Consider the following 21509-nt stretch of genomic DNA (forward strand, 5'->3'; position numbering starts at 1 on the left):
GCCGTGCTCGTCGTGGGGAGAAATTTGCGGCAGCCACACCTTCCCGCGCTTCGGCGACACCGATATACACCGGATCGCCGTCACTTTGGACGTCAATCACCAGCCTGCGACACTTCTTCCCCAAGAGCGCCAAATGCACCGTACGACACTTCCGGACTCTATGGAAACTTTAGTCACAAATAACACATGAGTAATTTGACCAGCGGAAATGTCGAACTGTGAATCGTCGGCGCTATTTACGCGCATCGACGCAGGCAGCGGCCACGCGTGGGCGAATCGTGAAATTGCCGCCGAGTTATCCCGGGAATTCGGGAGGAGTCAGGGCTTCGGCCGCTCGTACGACGTGCCGGCCCCCGAAGCGCTGTCGCGCTTTTCTGCCGTGTCGTCACGGGATACGGACGCCCGGCGCGATTTCGCGAAGAACGTGGCAGCCGACGCGATCACGACGATCGCGACGATGACGGCCGTGAACAAGGCCCACGGCGGTCCCGGCTCGATCACCTCGTCGACGAAGTGATTCGCGGAGACCACCGCATCGCCGGTGTAGGTGCGGTCCTGACCCGATTCGAGAAGGACCCGGCTGATCGAATCGCTGTACGTGCCGACCCAGCTGGGACTCAGCACCAGAACGGTGCCACCCTCTTCCGCCCCGACCTCGGTCGCGAGGTCGCGCAGCTGCGAATCGCGGCCGGGATCCTCGTCCAGCACCACGATGCTCAGCTTGATCCCGTGCTCGGCCGCGCGGTCGACCACGGCGGCGAGTTCACTCGCCTCGTCGGACGGCGCCGACACGCCGTCGTCGGACACGTCCGCGACCACGTCGGAGACGTCGATGTCTTCCGGAAGGTCCGTCGACAACGGGAGGGCCGAATGGACGGGGAGCATGACACTGGCAGGAAGTGCGGTGGCGATAGGGGCAGGCATCTCTCATCCGGGTTTGCTGTAGGAACGTAAAGCCTCGCGTGAACACTACGTGAGGAGTCCCCGAAGTTCCGTTCCGTCCGCGCGCGTCCCGCGTCGGGATCGAGGAGAATCGCCGAGGGGTACACGCTCGATTCCCCCCCGAATTCTCACAGGACAAGCGTACTGTTAGACTATCGGAGGTACCGCGGTATGGGCCGATTCCGTCATCGCTAGCACGACAGCGCACACGGATCAGTCGTGCCCGCAGTGCCTGCAGCCGTCGACACAGCCCCGTCGGCGGCGACCCTCATAGACGAGTGGAGCTGACGTGAGCACGAGTATTGATTCGTTCGGCGCCAAAGGCACCCTCGAGGTCGGTGAGAACTCCTACGAGATCTTCCGCCTCTCGGCCGTGCCCGGCACCGAAAAATTGCCCTATGCACTGAAGGTTCTCGCCGAGAACCTGCTTCGCACCGAGGACGGCGCGAACATCACCGCCGACCACATTCGCGCCATCGCGAGCTGGGATCCGTCGGCCGACCCGAACGTCGAGATCCAGTTCACGCCTGCCCGCGTGATCATGCAGGACTTCACCGGCGTCCCCTGCATCGTGGACCTCGCCACCATGCGTGAAGCGGTCACCGCACTCGGCGGCGACCCGAACAAGGTGAACCCCCTCGCACCCGCCGAGATGGTCATCGACCACTCGGTCATCATCGACGTCGCCGGCCGCGCCGACGCGTTCGAGCGCAACGTCGAGATCGAATACTCCCGCAACGGTGAGCGCTACCAGTTCCTCCGCTGGGGCCAGGGCGCGTTCGACGACTTCAAGGTCGTCCCCCCGGGCACCGGCATCGTCCACCAGGTCAACATCGAGCACCTGGCCCGGACGATCATGGTCCGTAACGGCCAGGCGTACCCCGACACCTGCGTCGGCACCGACTCGCACACCACCATGGTCAACGGCCTGGGCGTGCTGGGCTGGGGCGTCGGCGGCATCGAGGCCGAGGCCGCCATGCTCGGCCAGCCCGTCTCCATGCTGATCCCGCGCGTCGTCGGTTTCAAGCTGACCGGTGAGATCAAGCCCGGCGTCACCGCCACCGACGTGGTCCTCACCGTCACCGACATGCTGCGCAAGCACGGCGTCGTCGGTAAGTTCGTCGAGTTCTACGGCAAGGGTGTCGCCGAGGTTCCGCTGGCCAACCGCGCGACGCTCGGCAACATGAGCCCCGAGTTCGGTTCCACCGCCGCGATCTTCCCGATCGACGCCGAGACCGTCAGCTACCTCCGCCTGACCGGCCGCTCCGAGGAGCAGCTCGCACTCGTCGAGGCGTACGCGAAGGAACAGGGCCTCTGGCACGACGCCGACCACGAGCCCGAGTACTCCGAGTACCTCGAACTCGACCTCGGTGACGTGGTTCCGTCCATCGCAGGCCCGAAGCGCCCGCAGGACCGAATCCTGTTGTCGGACTCGAAGAACGCGTTCCGCAAGGACATCCACAACTACGTGGAGGAGCACCACCCCGCGGGTCACTCGCAGCTCGACGAGGCTGTCGAGGAGTCGTTCCCCGCGAGCGATCCCGCCGCCCTGTCGTTCGCCGACGACGGCGCAGTCGACGTGCAGTCGGCCGCCAACGGATCCGAGGGCCGCCCGACCAAGCCGGTCAAGGTTCTGTCCGAGGACAAGGGCGAGTTCATCCTCGACCACGGTGCAGTCGTGATCGCGTCGATCACCTCCTGCACCAACACGTCCAACCCGTCGGTCATGCTCGGCGCCGCCCTGCTCGCCCGCAACGCCGTCGAGAAGGGCCTGTCCGCCAAGCCGTGGGTCAAGACCTCCATGGCACCCGGTTCGCAGGTCGTCACCGACTACTACAACAAGTCCGGCCTCTGGCCGTACCTGGAGAAGCTCGGCTTCTACCTCGTCGGCTACGGCTGCGCCACCTGCATCGGCAACTCCGGCCCGCTGGACGAGCAGATCTCGCAGGCCATCCAGGACAACGACCTCACCGCCACCGCGGTGCTGTCGGGTAACCGCAACTTCGAGGGACGCATCTCCCCCGACGTGAAGATGAACTACCTGGCCTCCCCGCCGCTGGTCATCGCGTACGCCCTCGCAGGCACGATGGACTTCGACTTCGAGCACGACGCCCTCGGCACGGACGCCGACGGCAACGACGTGTTCCTGAAGGACATCTGGCCCTCTCCCCAGGAGATCCAGGAGACCATCAACTCCTCGATCAGCCAGGAGATGTACGTCAAGGGCTACGCCGACGTCTTCAAGGGCGACGAGCGCTGGCGCGGACTGCCCACCCCGGAGGGCAAGACCTTCGAGTGGGACGCCAACTCCACCTACGTGCGGAAGCCACCCTACTTCGACGGCATGCCGAAGGAGCCGACCCCGGTCAGCGACATCAAGGGCGCCCGCGTCCTCGCGCTGCTCGGCGACTCGGTCACCACGGACCACATCTCCCCGGCCGGCAACATCAAGGCCGGCACGCCCGCGTCGCAGTACCTGGACGCGAACGGCATCGACCGCAAGGACTACAACTCCTACGGCTCGCGTCGCGGTAACCACGAGGTGATGATCCGCGGCACGTTCGCGAACATCCGTCTGCGCAACCAGCTCCTCGACGACGTCTCCGGCGGCTACACCCGTGACTTCACCCAGGACGGCGGACCGCAGGCGTTCATCTACGACGCGTCGCAGAACTACCAGAAGGCCGGCATCCCGCTGGTCGTGCTGGGCGGCAAGGAGTACGGCTCCGGATCGTCCCGTGACTGGGCCGCCAAGGGCACCAGCCTCCTCGGCGTCAAGGCCGTCATCACCGAGTCGTTCGAGCGCATCCACCGCTCCAACCTCATCGGCATGGGCGTCGTGCCGCTGCAGTTCCCGGCCGGCGAGTCCGCTGCGTCGCTGAAGCTGGACGGCACCGAGGTCTTCGACATCGAAGGCGTCGAGAAGCTCAACGAGGGTGTCACGCCGAAGACCGTCAAGGTCACGGCAACCCGCGAGAACGGTGAGAAGGTCGTCTTCGACGCGGTCGTGCGTATCGACACGCCCGGCGAGGCCGACTACTACCGCAACGGCGGCATCCTGCAGTACGTGCTCCGCAACATGATCAAGGGCTAGGCGCTATCGCGCCTGTGCGAGCTTTCGGCCCACAGGCGCTACGCACCTGTGAGTGTTTTCGGCCATGACAGGCACGAAGCGCGCACGACCAGTTTCAGGGGAGCTTCGCCGCTGTCCCGATCGAGGTGGTCGTGCGCGCTTCGCGCTTTCGGTGGCCCTCACATGTCGAGGGCCGAAAAACACTCACAGGCCGACGAAGGAGGCACTTTGCCCAAGGTCAGTGAAGACCATCTCGCGGCACGGCGCAGTCAGATCCTCAGCGGCGCCCGCCGTTGCTTTGCCGAATACGGCTACGACGGCGCCACCGTCCGCCGGCTCGAAGAAGTGACCGGACTGTCACGCGGGGCGATCTTCCATCACTTCAAGGACAAGGACGGCTTGTTCCTCGCGCTCGCCCACGAGGACGCGACCAGGATGGCCGACGTGGTCGCACACGAAGGCCTCGTCCAGGTGATGCGGGACATGCTCGCCCAGCCCGAACAGTTCGACTGGCTGGGAACCCGGCTCGAAATCGCCCGACGGCTGCGGAACGATCCCGACTTCCGCAGAAGCTGGTCACAACGGTCGGCGGAACTCACCGAGGCGACCATGGCGCGTCTCGCGCGGCAGAAGTCCGCGGGCCGCCTCCGCGACGACGTCCCGACCGACGTGCTGATCGGCTACCTGGACCTGGTTCTGGACGGCCTCGTCGCACGCATCGCCTCCGGGCACGCCGGCGACAACCTGTCGGCCGTCCTCGACCTCGTCGAGGAATCCGTCCGACGCCGCGACTGACACCGCACTCCCCACCGACACCGGTCAGGTCTTGCGACGGTGAGCTCCGCCTCGTCCGCGGAGCTCCACCTCGGATTCTGCGAGGATGTTGCGGACGAATCCGTACGATCTCCCCATTTCCCGGGCAAGGGAACGAATACTCGCACCGGCCTGGTAGCGCTCCTTCAGCTCCGCCTGCAGATCGGCGCGCGACGGTCCCGTGATCCGAGCGCTCTTGGCGAAGACCCCGATGTCAGCCATGAACTCCTCCAGTCGGCGAGCGACGGTGGTTTCCACGGTAGAGCCCCGTGACGGCGATATCTACGCGCAGTGCTCAGGCGAGCTGGATCAGTTCCAGGTAGTCCTGCGACCAGTGGTCCTCCGTGCCGTCGGGCAGGAGAATGACCCGTTCCGGGTCGAGGGCCTCGGCCGCGCCCGGGTCGTGCGTCACCAGCACCACGGCACCGGTGTAGCTGCGGAGCGCATCGAGCACCTGCTCGCGGGAGACGGGATCGAGGTTGTTCGTCGGCTCGTCGAGCAGCAGGACGTTCGCCGCGGACGACACGAGACCCGCCAGCGCGAGGCGCGTCTTCTCACCACCGGACAACGTGCCTGCGGGCTGCTCGAGCTGCGGGCCGGTGAACATGAACGCACCGAGCAGCGAACGCAGCTCCTGCTCCCCCGTGTCCGGCGCCGCGTGACGAATGTTCTCCCACACCGACGCGTTGTCGTCGAGGGTGTCGTGCTCCTGCGCGAAATAGCCGATCTTCAGCCCGTGACCGGGGACGAGCCCGCCTGCGTCCGGCGTCTCGACACCGCCGAGAATGCGCAGCAGCGTCGTCTTACCGGCACCGTTGAGACCGAGCACAACGACCCGTGACCCACGGTCGATCGCCAGATCCACTCCGGTGAAGATCTCGAGCGAACCGTAAACCTTGGTCAGGTTCTCCGCCATCAGCGGAGTCTTGCCACACGCGGCAGGCTCGGGGAACCGGATCCGGGCCACCTTGTCGGACACTCGTTCCGCGTCCAGGTCCGACATCAGCTTGTCGGCGCGCTTCGCCATGTTCTGTGCCGCCACCGCCTTGGTGGCCTTCGCGCCGAGCTTCGCGGCCTGCGTGCGCAGCGCGCCGGCCTTCTTCTCCGCATTGGCGCGCTCACGGCGGCGACGCTGCTCGTCGGTCGCGCGGGCGTCGAGGTACTTCTTCCAGCTCATGTTGTACACGTCGGCCTCGCCGCGCACGGCGTCGAGGAACCACACCCGGTTCACGACGTCGTTGAGCAGATCGACGTCGTGGCTGATCACGATCAGACCACCCTCGTGGTTCTGCAGGAATCCCCGCAGCCAGGTGATCGAGTCGGCGTCGAGGTGGTTGGTCGGCTCGTCGAGCAGCAGGGTCGTGTCCGACCGTCCGCCGCTACCGTCCGACGCCGCGAAGAGGATGCGCGCCAGTTCGACACGGCGACGCTGACCACCCGACAGGGTGTGCAGCTGCTGACCGAGGATGCGGTCTGCCAGTCCGAGGCTGTTGCAGATGCGCGCCGCTTCGCTCTCGGCCTCGTACCCGCCGAGTGCGGAGAAGCGGTCCTCGAGATTGCCGTACTTGCGCACGGCCTTGTCGCGCTCGGCGTCGTCGACGACTTCCGACATCAGGATCTGCTGCTTCTCCATGTCCCGCAGCAGCGAGTCGAGTCCGCGCGCGGACAACACTCGGTCCTTCGCGAGGACGTCGAGGTCGCCTTCCTTCGGGTCCTGCGGGAGGTACCCGAGATCGCCGGTGCGCACCACGGCACCGGCGTACGCCTCCCCCTCCCCCGCGAGGATGCGGAGGGTCGTCGTCTTGCCGGCACCGTTACGGCCGACCAGCCCGATGCGGTCGCCGGGCTGTACCCGCAAAGCCGGTCCGGGCGCGGACAGCAACGTCCGCACTCCAGCTCGAACTTCCAGGTCGGTAGCGGTGATCAACAAGACTCCTAGGAAAATGACGCTCGCGTTGAATGAGAAAAACTGCGCAAAGAACACACGAACCAGCAATTTTACCCGACCGTCGGCGACTCGGAACACGCCTGCCGGTGATCCCGCTAACGTTCGCCGCCGTATCCGACCCGCAGGAAGCTCTCCGGCCCCTGTGCAGGTGCTTGATGGAAGGTGAGTTGCGTGGTGGTGAGATGCGCAATTGTGGCGAGCCCGTCGGATGGACGAGAAAATTGCCACGGTATTAGTTTGCGAAACCCTGGTGTTCCGTCACGGCCCGACTCATTGCCTTGGCCGGCAACCTGGTTGACGCGAGAGCCCAGCCGATATCCTTTCGCGACATCGCAGGGCGCTTCGTGCTCGCCCCACCCGCGCCACTGCGCCGCGTTCAGCGCTCACGCTCCCCCGCAGCCGCCCGACCCGGCCGCGGCGCACGCTCCCCTGACCTCACCTCCTCCGGTCTGGGATGGCTGTGGTGAGTTCACGGAGATCGCGACCTGTGATTGTGGAGCCTCCACTACCCCGGGATAGCCGGAACGCACCGCGTGAAGTTCGGGAAACTTTGCCGTTCCGTCGGCGTCCGAGTATGGAACCGGGTCGCGTTCCAGCCGATAATTCCGCCGCCGTGACAGGCTGGCGGCGTGACAGTTTCTTCCCGTCCAGCGATCTGGGACGTTGCGATCGTCGGCCTCGGGCCTGCCGGCCGCGCCCTCGCCCACCGGGCCACGGCTCTCGGTTCGACAGTCGTCTCGGTCGATCCACTCCCCCGTAGATCGTGGACCGCGACGTATGCGGCCTGGGAAGACGAACTCCCCGACTGGCTCCCTCGGGACGCCGTCGTCACGAGAACTCCTCGCCCGACAGCCTGGACGATCCGTCGCCATACCATCGACCGCACATATTGTGTTTTGAATACATCAGTACTGCAATCAATACTCGGCAGCGGATGCGGAACCGTTCTTGCAGGTAGAGCCGTAGACCTCTCCCCCACTTCCGTCCAGCTGGACGACGGCTCGACGCTGAAGGCGCACGTCGTGGTCGATGCTCGCGGCACCGGCGACAGCCCCGACCTCGCCCAGCAGACGGCATACGGCGTCGTGGTCGACCCCGACACGGCCGCACATGCGCTGGCCGGCGAGGCCGCTGTGTTCATGGACTGGCGCCGCGACAACGGCACCTCACCCTCGGACGCGCCGTCGTTCCTCTACGGGGTCCCGCTCGCGCAGGACCGTTTCCTGCTCGAAGAGACCTGCCTGGTCGGTCGCCCCCCACTCCCGATCTCGGAACTCGCCACCCGACTCCACGACCGACTCCGACAGCGGGGCATCACCGTGCCGTCCCATTCGGACGTCGAGAGGGTCAGATTCGCCGTCGAGCCACCACCCGAAGCCGGCCGTGCCCACAGCTCGGATCAGGTACGCTTCGGAGCCCGCGCCGGATTGATGCACCCAGGAACGGGCTACAGCGTCGCAGCGTCGCTCCTGTGCGCAGATGTTCTGGCCCGCGATCTTCGTGACGGTTCGAACGCACGACTGTGGCCGTGGAAGGCACGCACCGTCGCGTCGCTGCGATCGGTCGGCCTACGCGTCCTCCTGAATCTGGATTCCGAACACGTCCCCGAATTCTTCGAGCATTTCTTCGATCTGCCGCCACAACTCCAGGCGGCGTACCTGTCCGAGCGGTCGAATCCGCGCGGAACCCTGTCCGCAATGGGGCGGATGTTTCGAGCGTCCTCCGGCGATATCCGCAGTGTGATTCTCCGTTCGACGCTTCGCCGGGAAGTTCGATGAACTGTCGCGCGAACGCGAAAAGGAGACCATCATGGAACGCATGCGGTCGATTTGGAAGGGCTCGATAGCGTTCGGACTCGTGAATGTGCCGGTCAAGGTCTATTCGGCAACCGAGGATCACGACATCAGGTTTCACCAGGTCCATGCCAAGGACGGCGGCCGGATCAAATACAACCGCGTCTGCTCCGAATGCGGCAACGTCGTCCAATACGCCGATATCGACAAGGCCTACGACTCCGACGACGGCGTGCGCGTGGTGTTGACGGACGATGATTTCGGGAAACTGCCGGCCGCCGAGAAACACGAGATTCCCGTTCTGCAGTTCGTCCCGACCGAACAGATCGACCCCATTCTGTTCGAGAAGAGTTACTTCCTCGAACCGGATTCGAGCTCTCCGAAGGCATATGTCCTACTCGCGACAGCCCTCGAGAACAGCGACCGCACGGCCCTCGTCCACTTCACTCTCCGGCAGCGCACCCGACTGGCCGCGATGCGTTCCCGGGACGGGGTGCTGGTGATTCAAACGCTGCTGTGGCCGGACGAGGTACGCGCCGCGGAATTCTCCTCACTCGACGGCGTCGACAAGCCGAAGGCGAAGGAACTCGCGATGGCCGAGACCCTCGTCGACAGCATGGCCGACGACTTCGACCCCACCGAATTCACCGACGACTACCAGGTGCAGTTGCGTGAACTGCTCGACGAGATGATCGAGTCCGGCGGCAAGAAGGTCATCCCCGTCGCCGAGGTCGAGAAGAGCGGCGAGGACGCCGAAGTGGTGGATCTCGTGGCCGCACTGCAGCGCAGCGTCGACGCCGCCGGGAAGAAGGCCGCACCCGCCAAGAAGAAGCCGGCGAAGAAGGCTCCGGCCAAGACCGCCGCAAAGAAGGCCACAGCGAAGTCATCCAGTTCGGAACGCAAGCGCGCCTGATCGACGATGAGGCGCGATCAGGACTGCCCCTGCGTCTGCTCGACGACCCATGCCGCGATCTGAGAACGGGAGGTGAATCCCAGTTTGGAGAGGATGTGCTCCACGTGGCCCTGGGCGGTGCGTTGCGAAATGACGAGTTTCCCAGCGATCGCCTTGTTGGTGAGGCCATCGGCGACGAGTTCGGCTACCTGCTGCTCCCGCCGCGTAAGAGTCGTGGGTCCGGGCTCTGCGGAGGTGTCTGGCCGCCCTATCTCGTCGAGTGCGTACGCTGCGGCTTCTTCGAATCGCGTCCCGAGGCCGTCACGGAACTCCGTATCGAACGCGCGGTCACCCATCGCCCGGCGGGCGCGTTGCTCGAACTGGGGGTGGAGAACCCCCACATCTGGGTAGTTGATGCTCGCACTCCCCGCGGGACGGGCGAGCGCCGCGATCGCACCCATCAGCCTGGCGGCGCGCCGGGGAGCTCCCCCATCCACCGCGACCCACGAGAACCTCCATACACACCCCTGCGCTGACGCAGTCGTCCACTGACCGAGCACGGTGCAGCCCCTGCGTGACCAGATCCTTCGCACGGGAATGCTCGCCCCGCTGCCACGCCCCCAGCCCTAAACCCCACAGCGCCCATCCCCGATAGACGGACTCGCCGCGCGCCTCGGTGAGCGCAAGGATCTCCTGCCAACACACTTCGCTCCGCGTCCGATTCCCGTCCGCGTCACTGGCCAGAGCGAGCCCGAGCAGGGACGAGATCAGATACAGCAGGTTGCCATCCGTGCGGAACACCGCGAGCGAGGATTCGAAGTGTCGACATGCCGTCGCGTAGTCCTGGGCGACCAGTGCGTGATGGCCGGCGGCATCGGCCATCATCGCAGCTCGGCGACCCGATCGCCGAGCTGCGCTGCCAGCGCGCCACCACGTTCCACGTAGAGTGCCGACGCCTCCGGGTCTCCGTGCAGCCCGGACAGCACACCGAGCACACGAAACGCCTTGATTCTGTCCATAGTGGGTGTGCCGTCCTGAACGGCCAGAAGCTGCGCAAGCCACCGCATACCCTCACGCAGCCTGCCCCGCACACGCCAGTACGGGTACAACGCCGCTGCCATGCGAATCCCCGCATCCGCCTCACTCGAACCGATGAGGCAGAACTGCAGTGCTGCAAGGATGTTGGGCTGCTCGACATCGAGACGCACGATCCAGGCTGCTTGCCGGGAACTGATCCAATCGGACTCCGCCCGCAGCACCACGTGTTCGTATCACTCCCGGTGCCGCCGCAACAGCGATCCGAACTCGCCGGTCTCCTGCAACCGTTCCGTACCGTAGTCGCGCAGGGTGTCGAGCATGCGGTACCGGACCGCCCCCGCGGCGTCCGCTTCGCGAATCAGGATCGACTTGCCGATCAGCGAACCCACTACTTCCACAACCTGGTCCGCCGCCACGGGGTCGGCGCAGATGGCTTCGACAGCGTCGAGTTCGAAGCTGCCCGAAAATACCGCCAACCGTCCCCGCATCGCCAGCACATCACGAGCACCTGTGGTCAGCAGGCCATAGCGGTCCGTCACCCGATGCAGGATCTGCTCCACTGTCATCACCCGCACCCGCACCGCCGCCAGTTCGATCGCGAGCGGCAGACCGTCGAGGCGACGGCAGATCGCCGCGACCACATCCTGATTGTTCTCGGTGACAGCGAAGCCCGGGACCGCCGTCGCCGCGCGTTCGGCGAACAGGTTCACCGCCTCGAAGTGACCGAGTCGCTCAGCTGGCGCCGACCGCTTGTCCGATTCCGGCATCGTCAGCGACGGAACCCGAAACGTGGCTTCTCCCCCAATGCCGAGGGGTTCCCGGCTGGTCGCGAGAATCCGAAGTTCCGGGCAGGCGCGGAGAAGGGTTCCAGCGAGTTCGGCCACGGGTTCGACGAGGTGCTCGCAGTTGTCCAGTACAAGCAACAGTTTCCGTGCCGCGAGGTACTCGACGAGTAGTGATTCAGGTGCAGCGTCCTGGCCCTCGCGCAGTGTCAATGCCGACGACACGGCGTCGACGACCGCGTCTGGATCGTGCAGTTCGCCCAACCCGACCGACCACACAGTCGGCGAACCTCAGCGACCTCACGGCGCCGACCGACGAAACTCGTCAGTTCGTGGGGAAGATTTCCCACGTCCGCCTTACCACCGGAACGCATGAAGCCGTCACTTTCATCGCGCGGACCCCCGCGAACCACGCTACCTCCGCGCAGCGGCAAGATAACAACATGGACGTGCAGGTGCTTTCCTTCGTCACCGACAAGCGGTACGAGGTGGACAAGGCCGCACGAACCCGCGGTGTCGGCTGGGGGCAGGAGGTCGCCGACAGTTGTGCGGCGCCGAGCAGGCCGGTGTGCCGGACAATAGGTTCATGATCGACGTCGAACGCGAGCGGTTCGAGGACATGGTCATCCGGGCTCTCGACAGTTTGCCGGCGGGGCTGGGTCGAGTGATGGCCAACGTAGCTGTCACCGTCCAACACGACGCCGGTCCGGCGGGTTTGCTAGGTCTGTACCAAGGAGTCCCACTGACCAACCGCACGACGCGGTACGCCGGCGTCTTGCCCGATAGGATCACGATCTACCACCTCGCAATCTGCGCCATCTGCCGCAGCGACGCCGAGGTTGTGGAGCAGGTGCGCCGGACCGTCGTCCACGAGATCGGTCATCACTTCGGTATAGACGACGCCCGGCTGCACGAACTCGGATGGTGAGGTCATCGACCCCAGCCGTGGTTGCACCAGGCGAGTCGCTGCGCCCGCCTAATTCGCAGCTCGAGGGAGGCCTCCCCCAGCGTTTTCTCACGCGCCGTCGCCGACGTGGTCGTCGGCCGCCGCGACTGTGACGACCTGACCGATCGGGAGCACGCTGTCGTCCGCGCCGACCCCGCGGCCAGGTGCTAGGTGCTAGGTGCTAGGTGTCCGCCGAGCCAAGCGGCGGCCCGGGTGGGCGAGGCGCGGGCGAGCCACGCGTCCTGGACTACCTCGATCAATTCCTGCAGCGTGAGATCACCAACCATGCTCGCCCGCAACAGTATCGAAGGGTGTCCATCGAAATGCGGGGTGGTGAAGAACGGCGACGCCGCGTCCTGAACCATTGCTCGCTTGTCGGACTCGGACGGCACCCAGAACACGATCACGTCTGTGTACCGCTCTCCGGTACGAGGGTCGACGGCGTCGGGGCGCGGAGTTCGGAAGAACACGAACGATTTACCGCCCACCTGGTAGATGGGGTTGCCGCGGGGCCCGTACTCGACCTTGGCGTGAGGCATCCGCAGGGCCAGTTCGTGGACATCTTCGACCCGCGCGTGCCGCGGTTTCGCCGCCATCACAGCAGTGTAGTGGTCATGCCCCGCTCCGAATACGCCACGGCGTCGATTGTCCTCGCGTTCGGTACCGTCGCCGACACCGGATGGCCCGCAACGACTCCCAGCCCGAGATCGGCACAAGAGAGAGGGCTCGGCGAGACGATTCTCGCCGAGCCCCTCCGTGTCACCAGTGGTGGTGGTCAGACCGTGAAACCGAGCGCGCGCAGCTGCTCGCGGCCGTCCTCGGTGATCTTGTCGGGGCCCCACGGCGGGAGCCACACCCAGTTGATCTTCAGTTCGTTGCACAGACCGCTGCGCACGAGCGCACCCCGCGACTGGTCCTCGATGACATCGGTCAGCGGGCAGGCCGCCGACGTGAGCGTCATGTCGAGGGTCACGACGTCCTCTTCCTCGGTGATCCCGTACACGAGACCGAGGTCTACGACGTTGATGCCGAGTTCGGGGTCGACGACGTCACGCATCGCCTCCTCGAGTTCCTCGAGGCGTTTCGGGTCGGTAATCGCACTCGACGATGCAGTAGCGCTCTCGCCGCCCTGGTCGGCCGGCGCCTGCTCCGGTACGGCCGTGGCGTCCGCCTCCGGCGTCTGCGTCTCGCTCATGATGCCTGTCCTCCGATTCGAGCTGGTTCGCCGTCTGCTGTCGGAACGGCCGAATCCCGTACGTCCACGACCCGGTCGTCCACTATCTGAACAACCGCGTCCTTGAATGCCATCCATCCCAGCAACGCGCATTTCACGCGGGCCGGGTATTTCGAGACGCCGACGAAGGCGATGCCGTCCCCGAGGACGTCCTCGTCCCCCTCGACGGTACCGCGGCTGCTGACCATCTCGTTGAATGCGGCAACCGTCTGCAGTGCCTTCTCGACCGGCATCCCCACCACCTGATCGGTGAGCACCGACGTCGACGCCTGGCTGATGGAGCAGCCCTGGCCGTCGTACGACACATCCACCACGGTGCCGTCGTCGGCGAGCTGCACGCGCAGCGTCACTTCGTCACCGCACGTGGGATTGACGTGGTGGACTTCGGCGCCGAACGGTTCGCGCAGGCCGCGGCCGTGAGGATGCTTGTAGTGGTCCAGGATCACTTCCTGGTACATCTGTTCCATTCTCATGCAGGAACCTCCCCGAAGAACTCCTGTGCGCGCCGCACCGCTGCCGCGAGAGCGTCGACCTCGTCGACCGTGTTGTACAGCGCGAACGACGCCCTCGCCGTGGCCGCGACACCGAAACGACGGTGCAGGGGCCAGGCGCAGTGGTGGCCGACGCGGATGGCGACCCCCTCGTCGTCGAGGATCTGACCGAGATCGTGGGCGTGGATTCCGTCGACCACGAACGACACGGCACCGCCGCGGTCCTCGGCGGTCGTCGGTCCGATGATGCGCACGCCGTCGATGGCACCGAGCGCTGTCAGTGCGGCCTCGACCAGGGTGTGCTCGTGCGCCGCCACCGCGTCCATCCCGATCTCCTCGAGATACCGGACCGCGGCACCGAGCCCGACCACCTGCGATGTCATCGGAACGCCCGCCTCGAACCGCTGCGGCGGCGGCGCGTAGGTGGTGCGTTCCATCGTGACGGTCTCGATCATCGATCCACCCGTGATGAACGGAGGCATCGCGTTCAGCAGTTCCCGGCGCCCGTACAGGACACCCACGCCGGACGGGCCGAGCATCTTGTGCCCCGAGAAGGCCGCGTAGTCCACACCGAGTGCGTGGAAGTCCACCGCCATGTGCGGTACGGACTGGCATGCGTCGAGCACCACCAGCGCGCCGACCGCGCGGGCGCGACGCACCAACTCCTCGACGGGTGCCACCGCTCCGGTCACGTTGGACTGGTGGGTGAACGCCACGACCTTGACGGCGTCGGTCAGCTCGAGCGAATCGAGGTCGATCCGGCCCTCGTCGGTGACGCCGTACCAGCGCAACGTGGCACCCGTGCTGCGCGCGAGTTCCTGCCACGGCACGAGATTGGCGTGATGCTCGAGTTCGGTGATGACGATCTCGTCACCGGGGCCGAGGTGCCGCTCGAAGCGATCGTCGCCGAGGACGTGGGTGACGAGGTTCAGGGACTCGGTCGCGTTCTTGGTGAACACGAGTTCGTCGCTGTCGGCACCGACGAACGCGGCGATCGTCGCACGCGCGTTCTCGTACGCGTCCGTGGCCTCTTCGGCAAGCTGGTGAGCGCCTCGGTGCACGGCCGCGTTACAGGTGGTGAGGAACTCCCTCTCGGCGTCGAGCACCTGGTTCGGGCGCTGCGACGTCGCGCCCGAATCGAGGTACACCAGCGGTTTTCCGTCGCGGACCGTACGCGCCAGGATCGGGAAGTCCTCCCGGATCCGGGTGACGTCGAATACGCGCACCGAGGTGGTCATCTGCGTTTATGCTCCTTGCGTTGCTGCAGCCTGAGTGAAGCGCTCGTAGCCGTTCGCCTCGAGTTCGTCGGCCAGTTCCGGTCCGCCCGACTCGACCACACGACCGCCGACGAACACGTGGACGTATTCCGGCTTGATGTACCGGAGGATGCGCGTGTAGTGCGTGATCAGCAGGATTCCGCCGTGCTCGCGTTCCTTGTACTTGTTCACGCCCTCGGAGACGACGCGCAGGGCGTCGACGTCGAGACCGGAGTCGGTCTCGTCGAGGATCGCGATCTTCGGCTTCAGGAGACCGAGCTGCAGGATCTCGTGGCGCTTCTTCTCACCGCCGGAGAAACCTTCGTTGACACTGCGCTCGCCGAAGGAGGGGTCGATGTCCAGCTCGGTCAGCGCTTCCTTGACTTCCTTCACCCAGTGGCGAAGCTTCGGGGCCTCGCCACGGACTGCGGTGGCCGCGGTGCGCAGGAAGTTGGACATGGAGACGCCGGGAACCTCGACGGGGTACTGCATCGCCAGGAACAGTCCCGCGCGGGCACGCTCGTCGACGCTCATCTCGAGGACGTCCTCACCGTTGAGGGTGATGGATCCCGAGGTGATCTGGTACTTGGGGTGACCCGCGATGGCGTACGACAGCGTCGACTTGCCGGACCCGTTGGGTCCCATGATCGCGTGGGTCTCGCCGGAACGAACCGTCAGGTTCACACCCTTGAGGATGTTGATCGGTTCGGCGTTCTCGTCGGTGTTCGCGACGTCGACGTGCAGGTCCTTGATTTCCAGGACCGAGGTTTCGGGGGTGGAAGCGTCAGGGGTAGACATTGTGATCCTTCGAAGAAATGGGAAGTAGTGGTCCGGCGGCGCGGGTCACACGCCGACTGCGGCGAGTTCGGCCTCGACAGCCGCCTCGAGGCGCTCGCGAATCTCGGCGACGGCGATCTTGTTGATGATCTCGTGGAAGAACCCGCGCACGACGAGTCGCCGTGCCGCGTCCTCGGGGATTCCGCGGGCGCGCAGGTAGAACAACTGCTCGTCGTCGAATCGACCCGTGGCACTGGCGTGGCCGGCACCCACGATCTCACCGGTCTCGATCTCCAGGTTCGGAACCGAGTCCGCGCGTGCACCGTCCGTGAGGACGAGGTTGCGGTTCAGCTCGAACGTGTCGGTGCCTTCGGCCGCGGCGCGGATCAGCACGTCGCCGATCCACACGGTGTGGGCGTCGGGCTTTCCCGAATTCGGATCACCCTGCAGGGCGCCCTTGTAGACCACGTTGGACTTGCAGTGCGGCTGCGAGTGATCCACCAGCAGTCGCTGCTCGAAGTGCTGTCCGGCGTCGGCGAAGTACAGGCCCAGCAGTTCGGCGTCGCCGCCGGGACCGTCGTACTTGACGGTCGCGGACAGGCGGACGAGGTCGCCGCCGAGGCTGACCGCGTTGTGCCGCAGCACCGCATCGCGGCCCAGCCGCGCGTGATGCGACGCGACGTGCACGGTGTCGTCCGCCCAGTCCTGGACGGCGACCACGGTGAGGCGCGCGCTGTCGCCGAGAACGAATTCGACGTTCTCGGCGAATGTGCCGCTGCCGCGCTGGTCGATGACGACGGTCGCCTTGGCGAAGGCTTCGAGCCGGATCTGCAGGTGCCCGAAGGCGACCTTGTCCTCGCCCGGGCCGGTGACCGTGATGTTGATCGTCTCGGCGACCTCGACCTCACGGCCGACGGTCACGACGGTGGCCGTCTCGAAACCCGAGTAGGCCTGTGCGGCCACCCGGTCGGCGGGCACGCCGGCCTTGCCCAGCCGGTCGTCGTCACGCCCGACGGTCTCGACCTGGACGGAGTCCGGACCGGCGACGTCGACGGTGACCGTGCCGTTCGCGACGGCCGTTCCGTCGTGCAGTCCACGGAGTCGGCGCAGCGGGGTGAACCGCCAGACCTCGTCGCGACCACCCGGAATCTCGAACGCGTTGACGTCGAACGAGGTGAAGACCTCACCCTTGTTCTTGATCGGCGAACCGGTGGCGGTCCGCGCTATCCGCGGATTCTCGCCTGCGACGGCTCCCGCGACTCCGAGATTCTGGACACCAGTTTCTGGCGTGGTCACTAACCCACCGCCCCTTCCATCTGCAGTTCGATCAGGCGGTTCAGTTCCAGGGCGTACTCCATCGGGAGTTCCTTGGCGATCGGCTCGACGAAGCCGCGCACGACCGTGGCCATGGCCTCGTCTTCGGTGAGCCCGCGGCTCATCAGGTAGAACAGCTGGTCGTCGCTCACCTTCGAGACGGTGGCCTCGTGGCCCATGGTCACGTCGTCCTCGCGGATGTCGACGTACGGGTAGGTGTCCGAGCGGCTGATCTGATCGACCAGCAGCGCGTCGCACTTGACCGTCGACTTGGAACCGTGGGCACCCTTGTTGACCTGGACGAGTCCGCGGTAGGACGCGCGTCCACCGCCACGGGCCACCGACTTGCTGATGATGGTCGACGACGTGTGCGGCGCGAGGTGCAGCATCTTGGCACCGGTGTCCTGGTGCTGTCCCTCACCGGCGAATGCCACGGAGAGAACCTCGCCGCGAGCGTGCTCGCCCATCATCCAGACGGCCGGGTACTTCATGGTGACCTTGGACCCGATGTTGCCGTCGATCCACTCCATGGATCCGCCGGCTTCGACCTTGGTGCGCTTGGTGACCAGGTTGTAGACGTTGTTCGACCAGTTCTGGATCGTCGTGTAGCGGCAGTGGCCGCCCTTCTTCACGATGATCTCGACGACCGCGGAGTGCAGGGAGTCCGACTTGTAGATCGGCGCCGTGCAGCCCTCGACGTAGTGCACCGAGGCGCCCTCGTCGACGATGATCAAAGTCCGCTCGAACTGGCCCATGTTCTCCGTGTTGATGCGGAAGTAGGCCTGCAGCGGGATGTCGACGTGCACGCCCGGCGGGACGTAGATGAAGGAGCCACCCGACCACACCGCGGTGTTCAGCGCGGAGAACTTGTTGTCGCCGGCCGGGATGACCGTGCCGAAGTACTCCCGGAACAGCTCGGGATGCTGCTTCAGGCCGGTATCGGTGTCGAGGAAGATGACGCCCTGCGCCTCGAGGTCCTCACGGATCGAGTGGTACACCACCTCGGACTCGTACTGAGCCGCGACACCGGCGACGAGGCGCTGCTTCTCGGCCTCGGGGATGCCCAGCTTGTCGTACGTGTTCTTGATGTCCTCGGGCAGGTCTTCCCAGCTCTCGGCCTGCTTCTCGCTCGAGCGCACGAAGTACTTGATGTTGTCGAAGTCGATGCCCTCGAGGTTCGAACCCCAGTTCGGCATCGGCTTCTTGTCGAAGGTCTTCAGCGCGCGCAGGCGGATGTCGAGCATCCAGTCCGGCTCGCTCTTCTTCGCCGAGATGTCGCGCACGACGTCTTCGGACAGACCGCGCTGCGCACTGGCACCGGCCTCGTCGGAATCGGACCAGCCGTACCCGTAATGCCCGAGTGACGCGATGGTCTCTTCCTGCGTGAGCGGCTCGGCGTTGGCCGACGCAGTGGATGTCACCTGGTCTGATGTGACGGTCATGCGAGCTCCTTCCGGAGTCTTGTTACGAGACCGGCGAGGGCTGGTCGCCGGTGGAAAACAGGTTGCTGACTAGGGGGTCTATCGGGAAAGCGTTGTTATTTGGGACCGGACGGCGGGACGAGTGGAACGTGAGTGGTGCATGCGCAGTCACCGTTCGCGATGGTCGCGAGCCGCTGGACGTGGGTGCCGAGAAGTTGGGCGAACGCTTCCTGCTCGGCTTCGCACAGTTCCGGGAACTCCTCGGCCACGTGCGAGACCGGGCAGTGGTGCTGGCAGATCTGGACGCCGTTGCCGACCGGGCGCGTCGATGCCGCGAATCCTGCGGTGGTGAACGCGTCGGCGATGGCGTCGGCGGTGGTTTCGAGGCCCTCGGCGCTGTGATCGCCTGCCGGGGTCACGTTTCCGACGATCGCCTGGACTCGGCGACGAGCGAAATCGGTGATCGCGGCGTCTCCCCCGACCTCCCGCAGTTGACGCATCGCCGCGCCGGCGAGGTCGTCGTACGCGTGGCCGAGCCGGCCGCGGCCCTTGGCGGTGATCTGGAAGTATTTGGCGGGTCGTCCCCGCCCGCGGTGACGCACGGCGACGGAGGACGCCTCGCGCGCCTCGCCGGAGTCCAGGAGCGCGTCGAGGTGACGACGGACACCGGCGGCACTCAGACCGAGGCGGGTTCCGATTTCCGACGCGGTGATCGGCCCCTCCTCGAGGAGGAGCTTCACGACGGCAGCTCGGGTGTGGCCTTCGTGGCCGACGGCGACGGGTGACGCGGTTTCGACAGGCGCCGCCGAGGAAGGCGCGTGAACTGCGCTTTCCTTCGTTGCACGTGGTGTCGTTTCCGTTTTCACAACACCAGTGTGACGGAATTCGGATCGCAGGTCTACTAAGGGTGCCCTGCCTTACACCTGTGATTATGTGCGGCTCGGGCCCGGGAATACTGGCTGAACCGACTGTGTTCGGCGCACCGCTACGCTGCCTGTGTGCCGCAGACCCCCGAGAACCCGGAGCCGACCCGCGCGGAGCCGACCTTCACGGCTCGCGCCGCTCTTCGACATCCGGCCGAGCTCGCCCGGCGGGCGCTGGGCATCGACGGCCGCTCCCCGCGACCCTCGGTGGCGGCCGCGCTGCACGGCGACGAGCCGGAAACCGCGGGCCTGAACGAGCAGGAGACCGCGCAGCTCCGCGGGATCCGCCGGTTCGGTGCGACCGGAGCCGTCCTGATGGCGGTGGGTGCGCTGGGCGCAGGCGCCCAGCCGGTACTGCAGAACCCTGTCCAGGGTCTTCGCGTCATCGGTCTGCCCGCCCGGATCCCCAGTGTGGCGTTGACGCTGACCATGACCGGCACCGTGATGATCGTGCTCGCGTGGCTCCTCCTCGGACGGTTCGCGATCGGCAGTCTGCAGTCGGGGGCGGTGCGTCGCCTCAACCGCTCCCAGCTCGACCGCACCCTGCTGCTGTGGATCATCCCGCTGTCGGTCGCGCCGCCGATGTTCAGCAAGGACGTGTACTCCTACCTCGCGCAGAGCGAGATCGCGGCCCGTGGGCTCGATCCCTACGCCATCGGTCCCGCGGGTGCGCTCGGCGTCGATCACGTCCTGACCCGGACCGTGCCGACGATCTGGCGCGACACGCCGGCGCCGTACGGTCCGCTGTTCCTCTGGATGGGGCGCGGTATCAGCTGGCTGACCGGCGAGAACATCGTCGCGGGGATCTTCCTGCACCGGCTGCTGGCCCTCGCCGGTGTGGCCATGATCGTGTGGGCGCTCCCCCGGCTGGCGCGACGCTGCGGCGTCGCCGAGGTCAGCGCCCTCTGGCTGGGCGCCGCCAACCCCCTGCTGCTGTTCCACCTGGTCGCGGGGATTCACAACGAGGCGCTCATGCTCGGCCTCATGCTGGCCGGGATCGAGCTGGCGCTGCGGGCCGTCGAACGGTCGGAGCCGATCCGCGGGCAGTCCCTGCTCCTGTTGCTGTCGGGGGCGGCGCTCATCGCCCTGTCGTCGACGATCAAGATCCCCTCCCTCCTCGCACTGGGATTCGTCGGAATGGCGCTGGCCCGGAGGTGGGGCGGAACCCCGAAGGCCGTGCTCACGGCGGCCGCCCTGCTCGGCGGGGTGGCCCTGGCGGTCACCCTCGTCATCAGCACGTCCAGCGGACTCGGCATCGGCTGGGTACACACCCTCGGCACCGCGAACGCGGTCCGCAGCTGGATGTCCATCCCCACGCTCCTCGGACTGGGCACCGGACTGGCCGGGGTCCTCCTGGGCCTCGGCGACCACACGACGGCGGTGCTGAGCCTGACCCGGCCGATCGCGGCCGTCGCTGCGGCGTTCATCACACTTCGGATGCTCGTCGCCACGCTCGTCGGCCGCATCCACGCGGTCGGCGCGCTGGGGCTGTCCCTCGGCGCGGTCGTCCTCCTCTTCCCCGTGGTGCAGCCCTGGTATCTGCTGTGGGCGGTCCTGCCGCTCGCGGCGTGGGCCACAGCACCCGCCTTCCGCGTCCCCGCCATCGTCTTCTCGTCCATCGTCAGCGTCATCCTGATGCCGAACGGCGGCGAGTACCAGCCGTTCGTCATCGTGCAGGCCGCCATCGCCACCATCTTCACAGCCGGAACGCTGATCGTGATCACCCGCAACCGGCTGCCGTGGCGGGTCGGTTCGGAGCAGCAGCCGACCGTGCCGGACACCCAGGATCCGCCCCGGGACGACGCCGACGCGGAAAGCCGGGGCACCGGCCGGGTCACACCAGGCCAGGGCTTACGCTGATTCCCC

18 protein-coding genes and 1 pseudogene are annotated in these 21509 nt (G+C 66.3%); 7 read left to right on the forward strand and 12 right to left on the reverse strand.

Features of this window, described 5'->3' with window-relative positions:
- Positions 1-318 precede the first annotated feature (318 nt).
- Positions 319-924, reverse strand: coding sequence for an Rv1476 family membrane protein (locus tag QM806_RS23580; protein ID WP_054247647.1), 606 nt, complete (start codon positions 922-924; stop codon positions 319-321).
- A 307-nt stretch (positions 925-1231) separates the two neighbouring features.
- Between QM806_RS23580 and acnA the strand changes: the two genes are divergently transcribed.
- Positions 1232-4036, forward strand: a complete 2805-nt coding sequence (gene acnA / locus QM806_RS23585) for an aconitate hydratase AcnA (RefSeq protein WP_005255034.1) — start codon at positions 1232-1234, stop codon at positions 4034-4036.
- Positions 4037-4243: 207 nt separating this feature from the next.
- A complete protein-coding gene (locus tag QM806_RS23590) occupies positions 4244-4810 on the forward strand; it encodes a TetR/AcrR family transcriptional regulator (protein WP_005241827.1) in 567 nt (188 codons plus the stop codon).
- Between the two features lie 24 nt (positions 4811-4834).
- Here QM806_RS23590 and QM806_RS23595 read toward each other — a convergent pair whose 3' ends face one another.
- Complete coding sequence (locus QM806_RS23595) at positions 4835-5050, reverse strand: helix-turn-helix domain-containing protein (protein WP_005255033.1); 216 nt, start codon at positions 5048-5050, stop codon at positions 4835-4837.
- 73 nt (positions 5051-5123) lie between these two features.
- Positions 5124-6755 carry an ABC-F family ATP-binding cassette domain-containing protein gene (locus QM806_RS23600; protein ID WP_005565747.1) on the reverse strand — a complete coding sequence of 544 codons (1632 nt, stop codon included), beginning with the start codon at positions 6753-6755 and terminating at the stop codon, positions 5124-5126.
- A 650-nt stretch (positions 6756-7405) separates the two neighbouring features.
- Here QM806_RS23600 and QM806_RS23605 point away from each other — a divergent pair.
- A complete protein-coding gene (locus QM806_RS23605) occupies positions 7406-8554 on the forward strand; it encodes a lycopene cyclase family protein (protein WP_169695478.1) in 1149 nt (382 codons plus the stop codon).
- Between the two features lie 40 nt (positions 8555-8594).
- Positions 8595-9482, forward strand: coding sequence for a non-homologous end joining protein Ku (ku, locus tag QM806_RS23610; protein WP_442792411.1), 888 nt, complete (start codon positions 8595-8597; stop codon positions 9480-9482).
- 17 nt (positions 9483-9499) lie between these two features.
- Here the strand turns inward: ku and QM806_RS41440 are convergent.
- Positions 9500-11655, reverse strand: a pseudogene (locus QM806_RS41440) (ATP-binding protein).
- 69 nt (positions 11656-11724) lie between these two features.
- Here QM806_RS41440 and QM806_RS23630 point away from each other — a divergent pair.
- Both QM806_RS23630 and QM806_RS23635 read left to right on the forward strand, forming a co-directional pair.
- Positions 11725-11871, forward strand: coding sequence for a hypothetical protein (locus tag QM806_RS23630; RefSeq protein ID WP_169695477.1), 147 nt, complete (start codon positions 11725-11727; stop codon positions 11869-11871).
- The gene (locus QM806_RS23635) at positions 11868-12209 is read left to right on the forward strand and encodes a metallopeptidase family protein (RefSeq protein ID WP_065491009.1); all 342 of its coding nucleotides are present in this window, start codon (positions 11868-11870) and stop codon (positions 12207-12209) included. Before QM806_RS23630 ends, QM806_RS23635 begins: the two co-directional genes overlap by 4 nt.
- Before the next feature lie 185 nt (positions 12210-12394).
- Here the strand turns inward: QM806_RS23635 and QM806_RS23640 are convergent, their stop codons facing one another.
- The 8 genes from QM806_RS23640 to QM806_RS23675 form a co-directional block, all read right to left on the reverse strand.
- Positions 12395-12823, reverse strand: coding sequence for an MmcQ/YjbR family DNA-binding protein (locus QM806_RS23640; RefSeq protein WP_283293061.1), 429 nt, complete (start codon positions 12821-12823; stop codon positions 12395-12397).
- A gap of 179 nt (positions 12824-13002) precedes the next feature.
- Positions 13003-13422 (reverse strand): metal-sulfur cluster assembly factor, encoded by a 420-nt coding sequence (locus tag QM806_RS23645; RefSeq protein WP_169695475.1) that lies wholly within the window; start codon positions 13420-13422, stop codon positions 13003-13005.
- Complete coding sequence (gene sufU / locus QM806_RS23650) at positions 13419-13934, reverse strand: Fe-S cluster assembly sulfur transfer protein SufU (RefSeq protein ID WP_043789308.1); 516 nt, start codon at positions 13932-13934, stop codon at positions 13419-13421. The genes QM806_RS23645 and sufU overlap by 4 nt, the downstream gene beginning before the upstream one ends.
- Positions 13931-15190, reverse strand: coding sequence for a cysteine desulfurase (locus tag QM806_RS23655; protein ID WP_005565753.1), 1260 nt, complete (start codon positions 15188-15190; stop codon positions 13931-13933). Before QM806_RS23655 ends, sufU begins: the two co-directional genes overlap by 4 nt.
- Positions 15191-15196: 6 nt before the next feature.
- Complete coding sequence (gene sufC / locus QM806_RS23660; RefSeq protein WP_005255023.1) at positions 15197-16006, reverse strand: Fe-S cluster assembly ATPase SufC; 810 nt, start codon at positions 16004-16006, stop codon at positions 15197-15199.
- Between the two features lie 45 nt (positions 16007-16051).
- On the reverse strand, positions 16052-17281 hold the full coding sequence (gene sufD / locus QM806_RS23665; RefSeq protein WP_005565754.1) for a Fe-S cluster assembly protein SufD: 1230 nt from the start codon (positions 17279-17281) through the stop codon (positions 16052-16054).
- Positions 17281-18741 carry a Fe-S cluster assembly protein SufB gene (sufB, locus tag QM806_RS23670; RefSeq protein WP_005565756.1) on the reverse strand — a complete coding sequence of 487 codons (1461 nt, stop codon included), beginning with the start codon at positions 18739-18741 and terminating at the stop codon, positions 17281-17283. The genes sufD and sufB overlap by 1 nt, the downstream gene beginning before the upstream one ends.
- A 95-nt stretch (positions 18742-18836) precedes the next feature.
- Positions 18837-19586 (reverse strand): helix-turn-helix transcriptional regulator, encoded by a 750-nt coding sequence (locus QM806_RS23675; protein ID WP_269591226.1) that lies wholly within the window; start codon positions 19584-19586, stop codon positions 18837-18839.
- A gap of 132 nt (positions 19587-19718) precedes the next feature.
- Between QM806_RS23675 and mptB the strand changes: the two genes are divergently transcribed.
- A complete protein-coding gene (mptB, locus tag QM806_RS23680) occupies positions 19719-21503 on the forward strand; it encodes a polyprenol phosphomannose-dependent alpha 1,6 mannosyltransferase MptB (RefSeq protein WP_005565761.1) in 1785 nt (594 codons plus the stop codon).
- The last annotated feature ends 6 nt before the right edge of the window (positions 21504-21509 follow it).

The sequence above is a fragment of the Rhodococcus sp. IEGM 1351 genome (genome assembly GCF_030056875.1).
Lineage (GTDB): Bacteria > Actinomycetota > Actinomycetes > Mycobacteriales > Mycobacteriaceae > Rhodococcus_F > Rhodococcus_F opacus.

Bases quoted from the DNA above. Each gene is read 5' to 3' on its own strand.
- sufB (WP_005565756.1), bottom strand. From the start codon at position 18,741: ATGACCGTCACATCAGACCAGGTGACATCCACTGCGTCGGCCAACGCC.
- QM806_RS23640 (WP_283293061.1), bottom strand. From the start codon at position 12,823: ATGGCGGCGAAACCGCGGCACGCGCGGGTCGAAGATGTCCACGAACTG.
- QM806_RS23655 (WP_005565753.1), bottom strand. From the start codon at position 15,190: ATGACCACCTCGGTGCGCGTATTCGACGTCACCCGGATCCGGGAGGAC.
- QM806_RS23635 (WP_065491009.1), top strand. From the start codon at position 11,868: ATGATCGACGTCGAACGCGAGCGGTTCGAGGACATGGTCATCCGGGCT.
- QM806_RS23630 (WP_169695477.1), top strand. From the start codon at position 11,725: ATGGACGTGCAGGTGCTTTCCTTCGTCACCGACAAGCGGTACGAGGTG.
- sufU (WP_043789308.1), bottom strand. From the start codon at position 13,934: ATGAGAATGGAACAGATGTACCAGGAAGTGATCCTGGACCACTACAAG.
- QM806_RS23595 (WP_005255033.1), bottom strand. From the start codon at position 5,050: ATGGCTGACATCGGGGTCTTCGCCAAGAGCGCTCGGATCACGGGACCG.
- sufC (WP_005255023.1), bottom strand. From the start codon at position 16,006: ATGTCTACCCCTGACGCTTCCACCCCCGAAACCTCGGTCCTGGAAATC.
- QM806_RS23645 (WP_169695475.1), bottom strand. From the start codon at position 13,422: ATGAGCGAGACGCAGACGCCGGAGGCGGACGCCACGGCCGTACCGGAG.
- QM806_RS23580 (WP_054247647.1), bottom strand. From the start codon at position 924: ATGCCTGCCCCTATCGCCACCGCACTTCCTGCCAGTGTCATGCTCCCC.
- ku (WP_442792411.1), top strand. From the start codon at position 8,595: ATGCGGTCGATTTGGAAGGGCTCGATAGCGTTCGGACTCGTGAATGTG.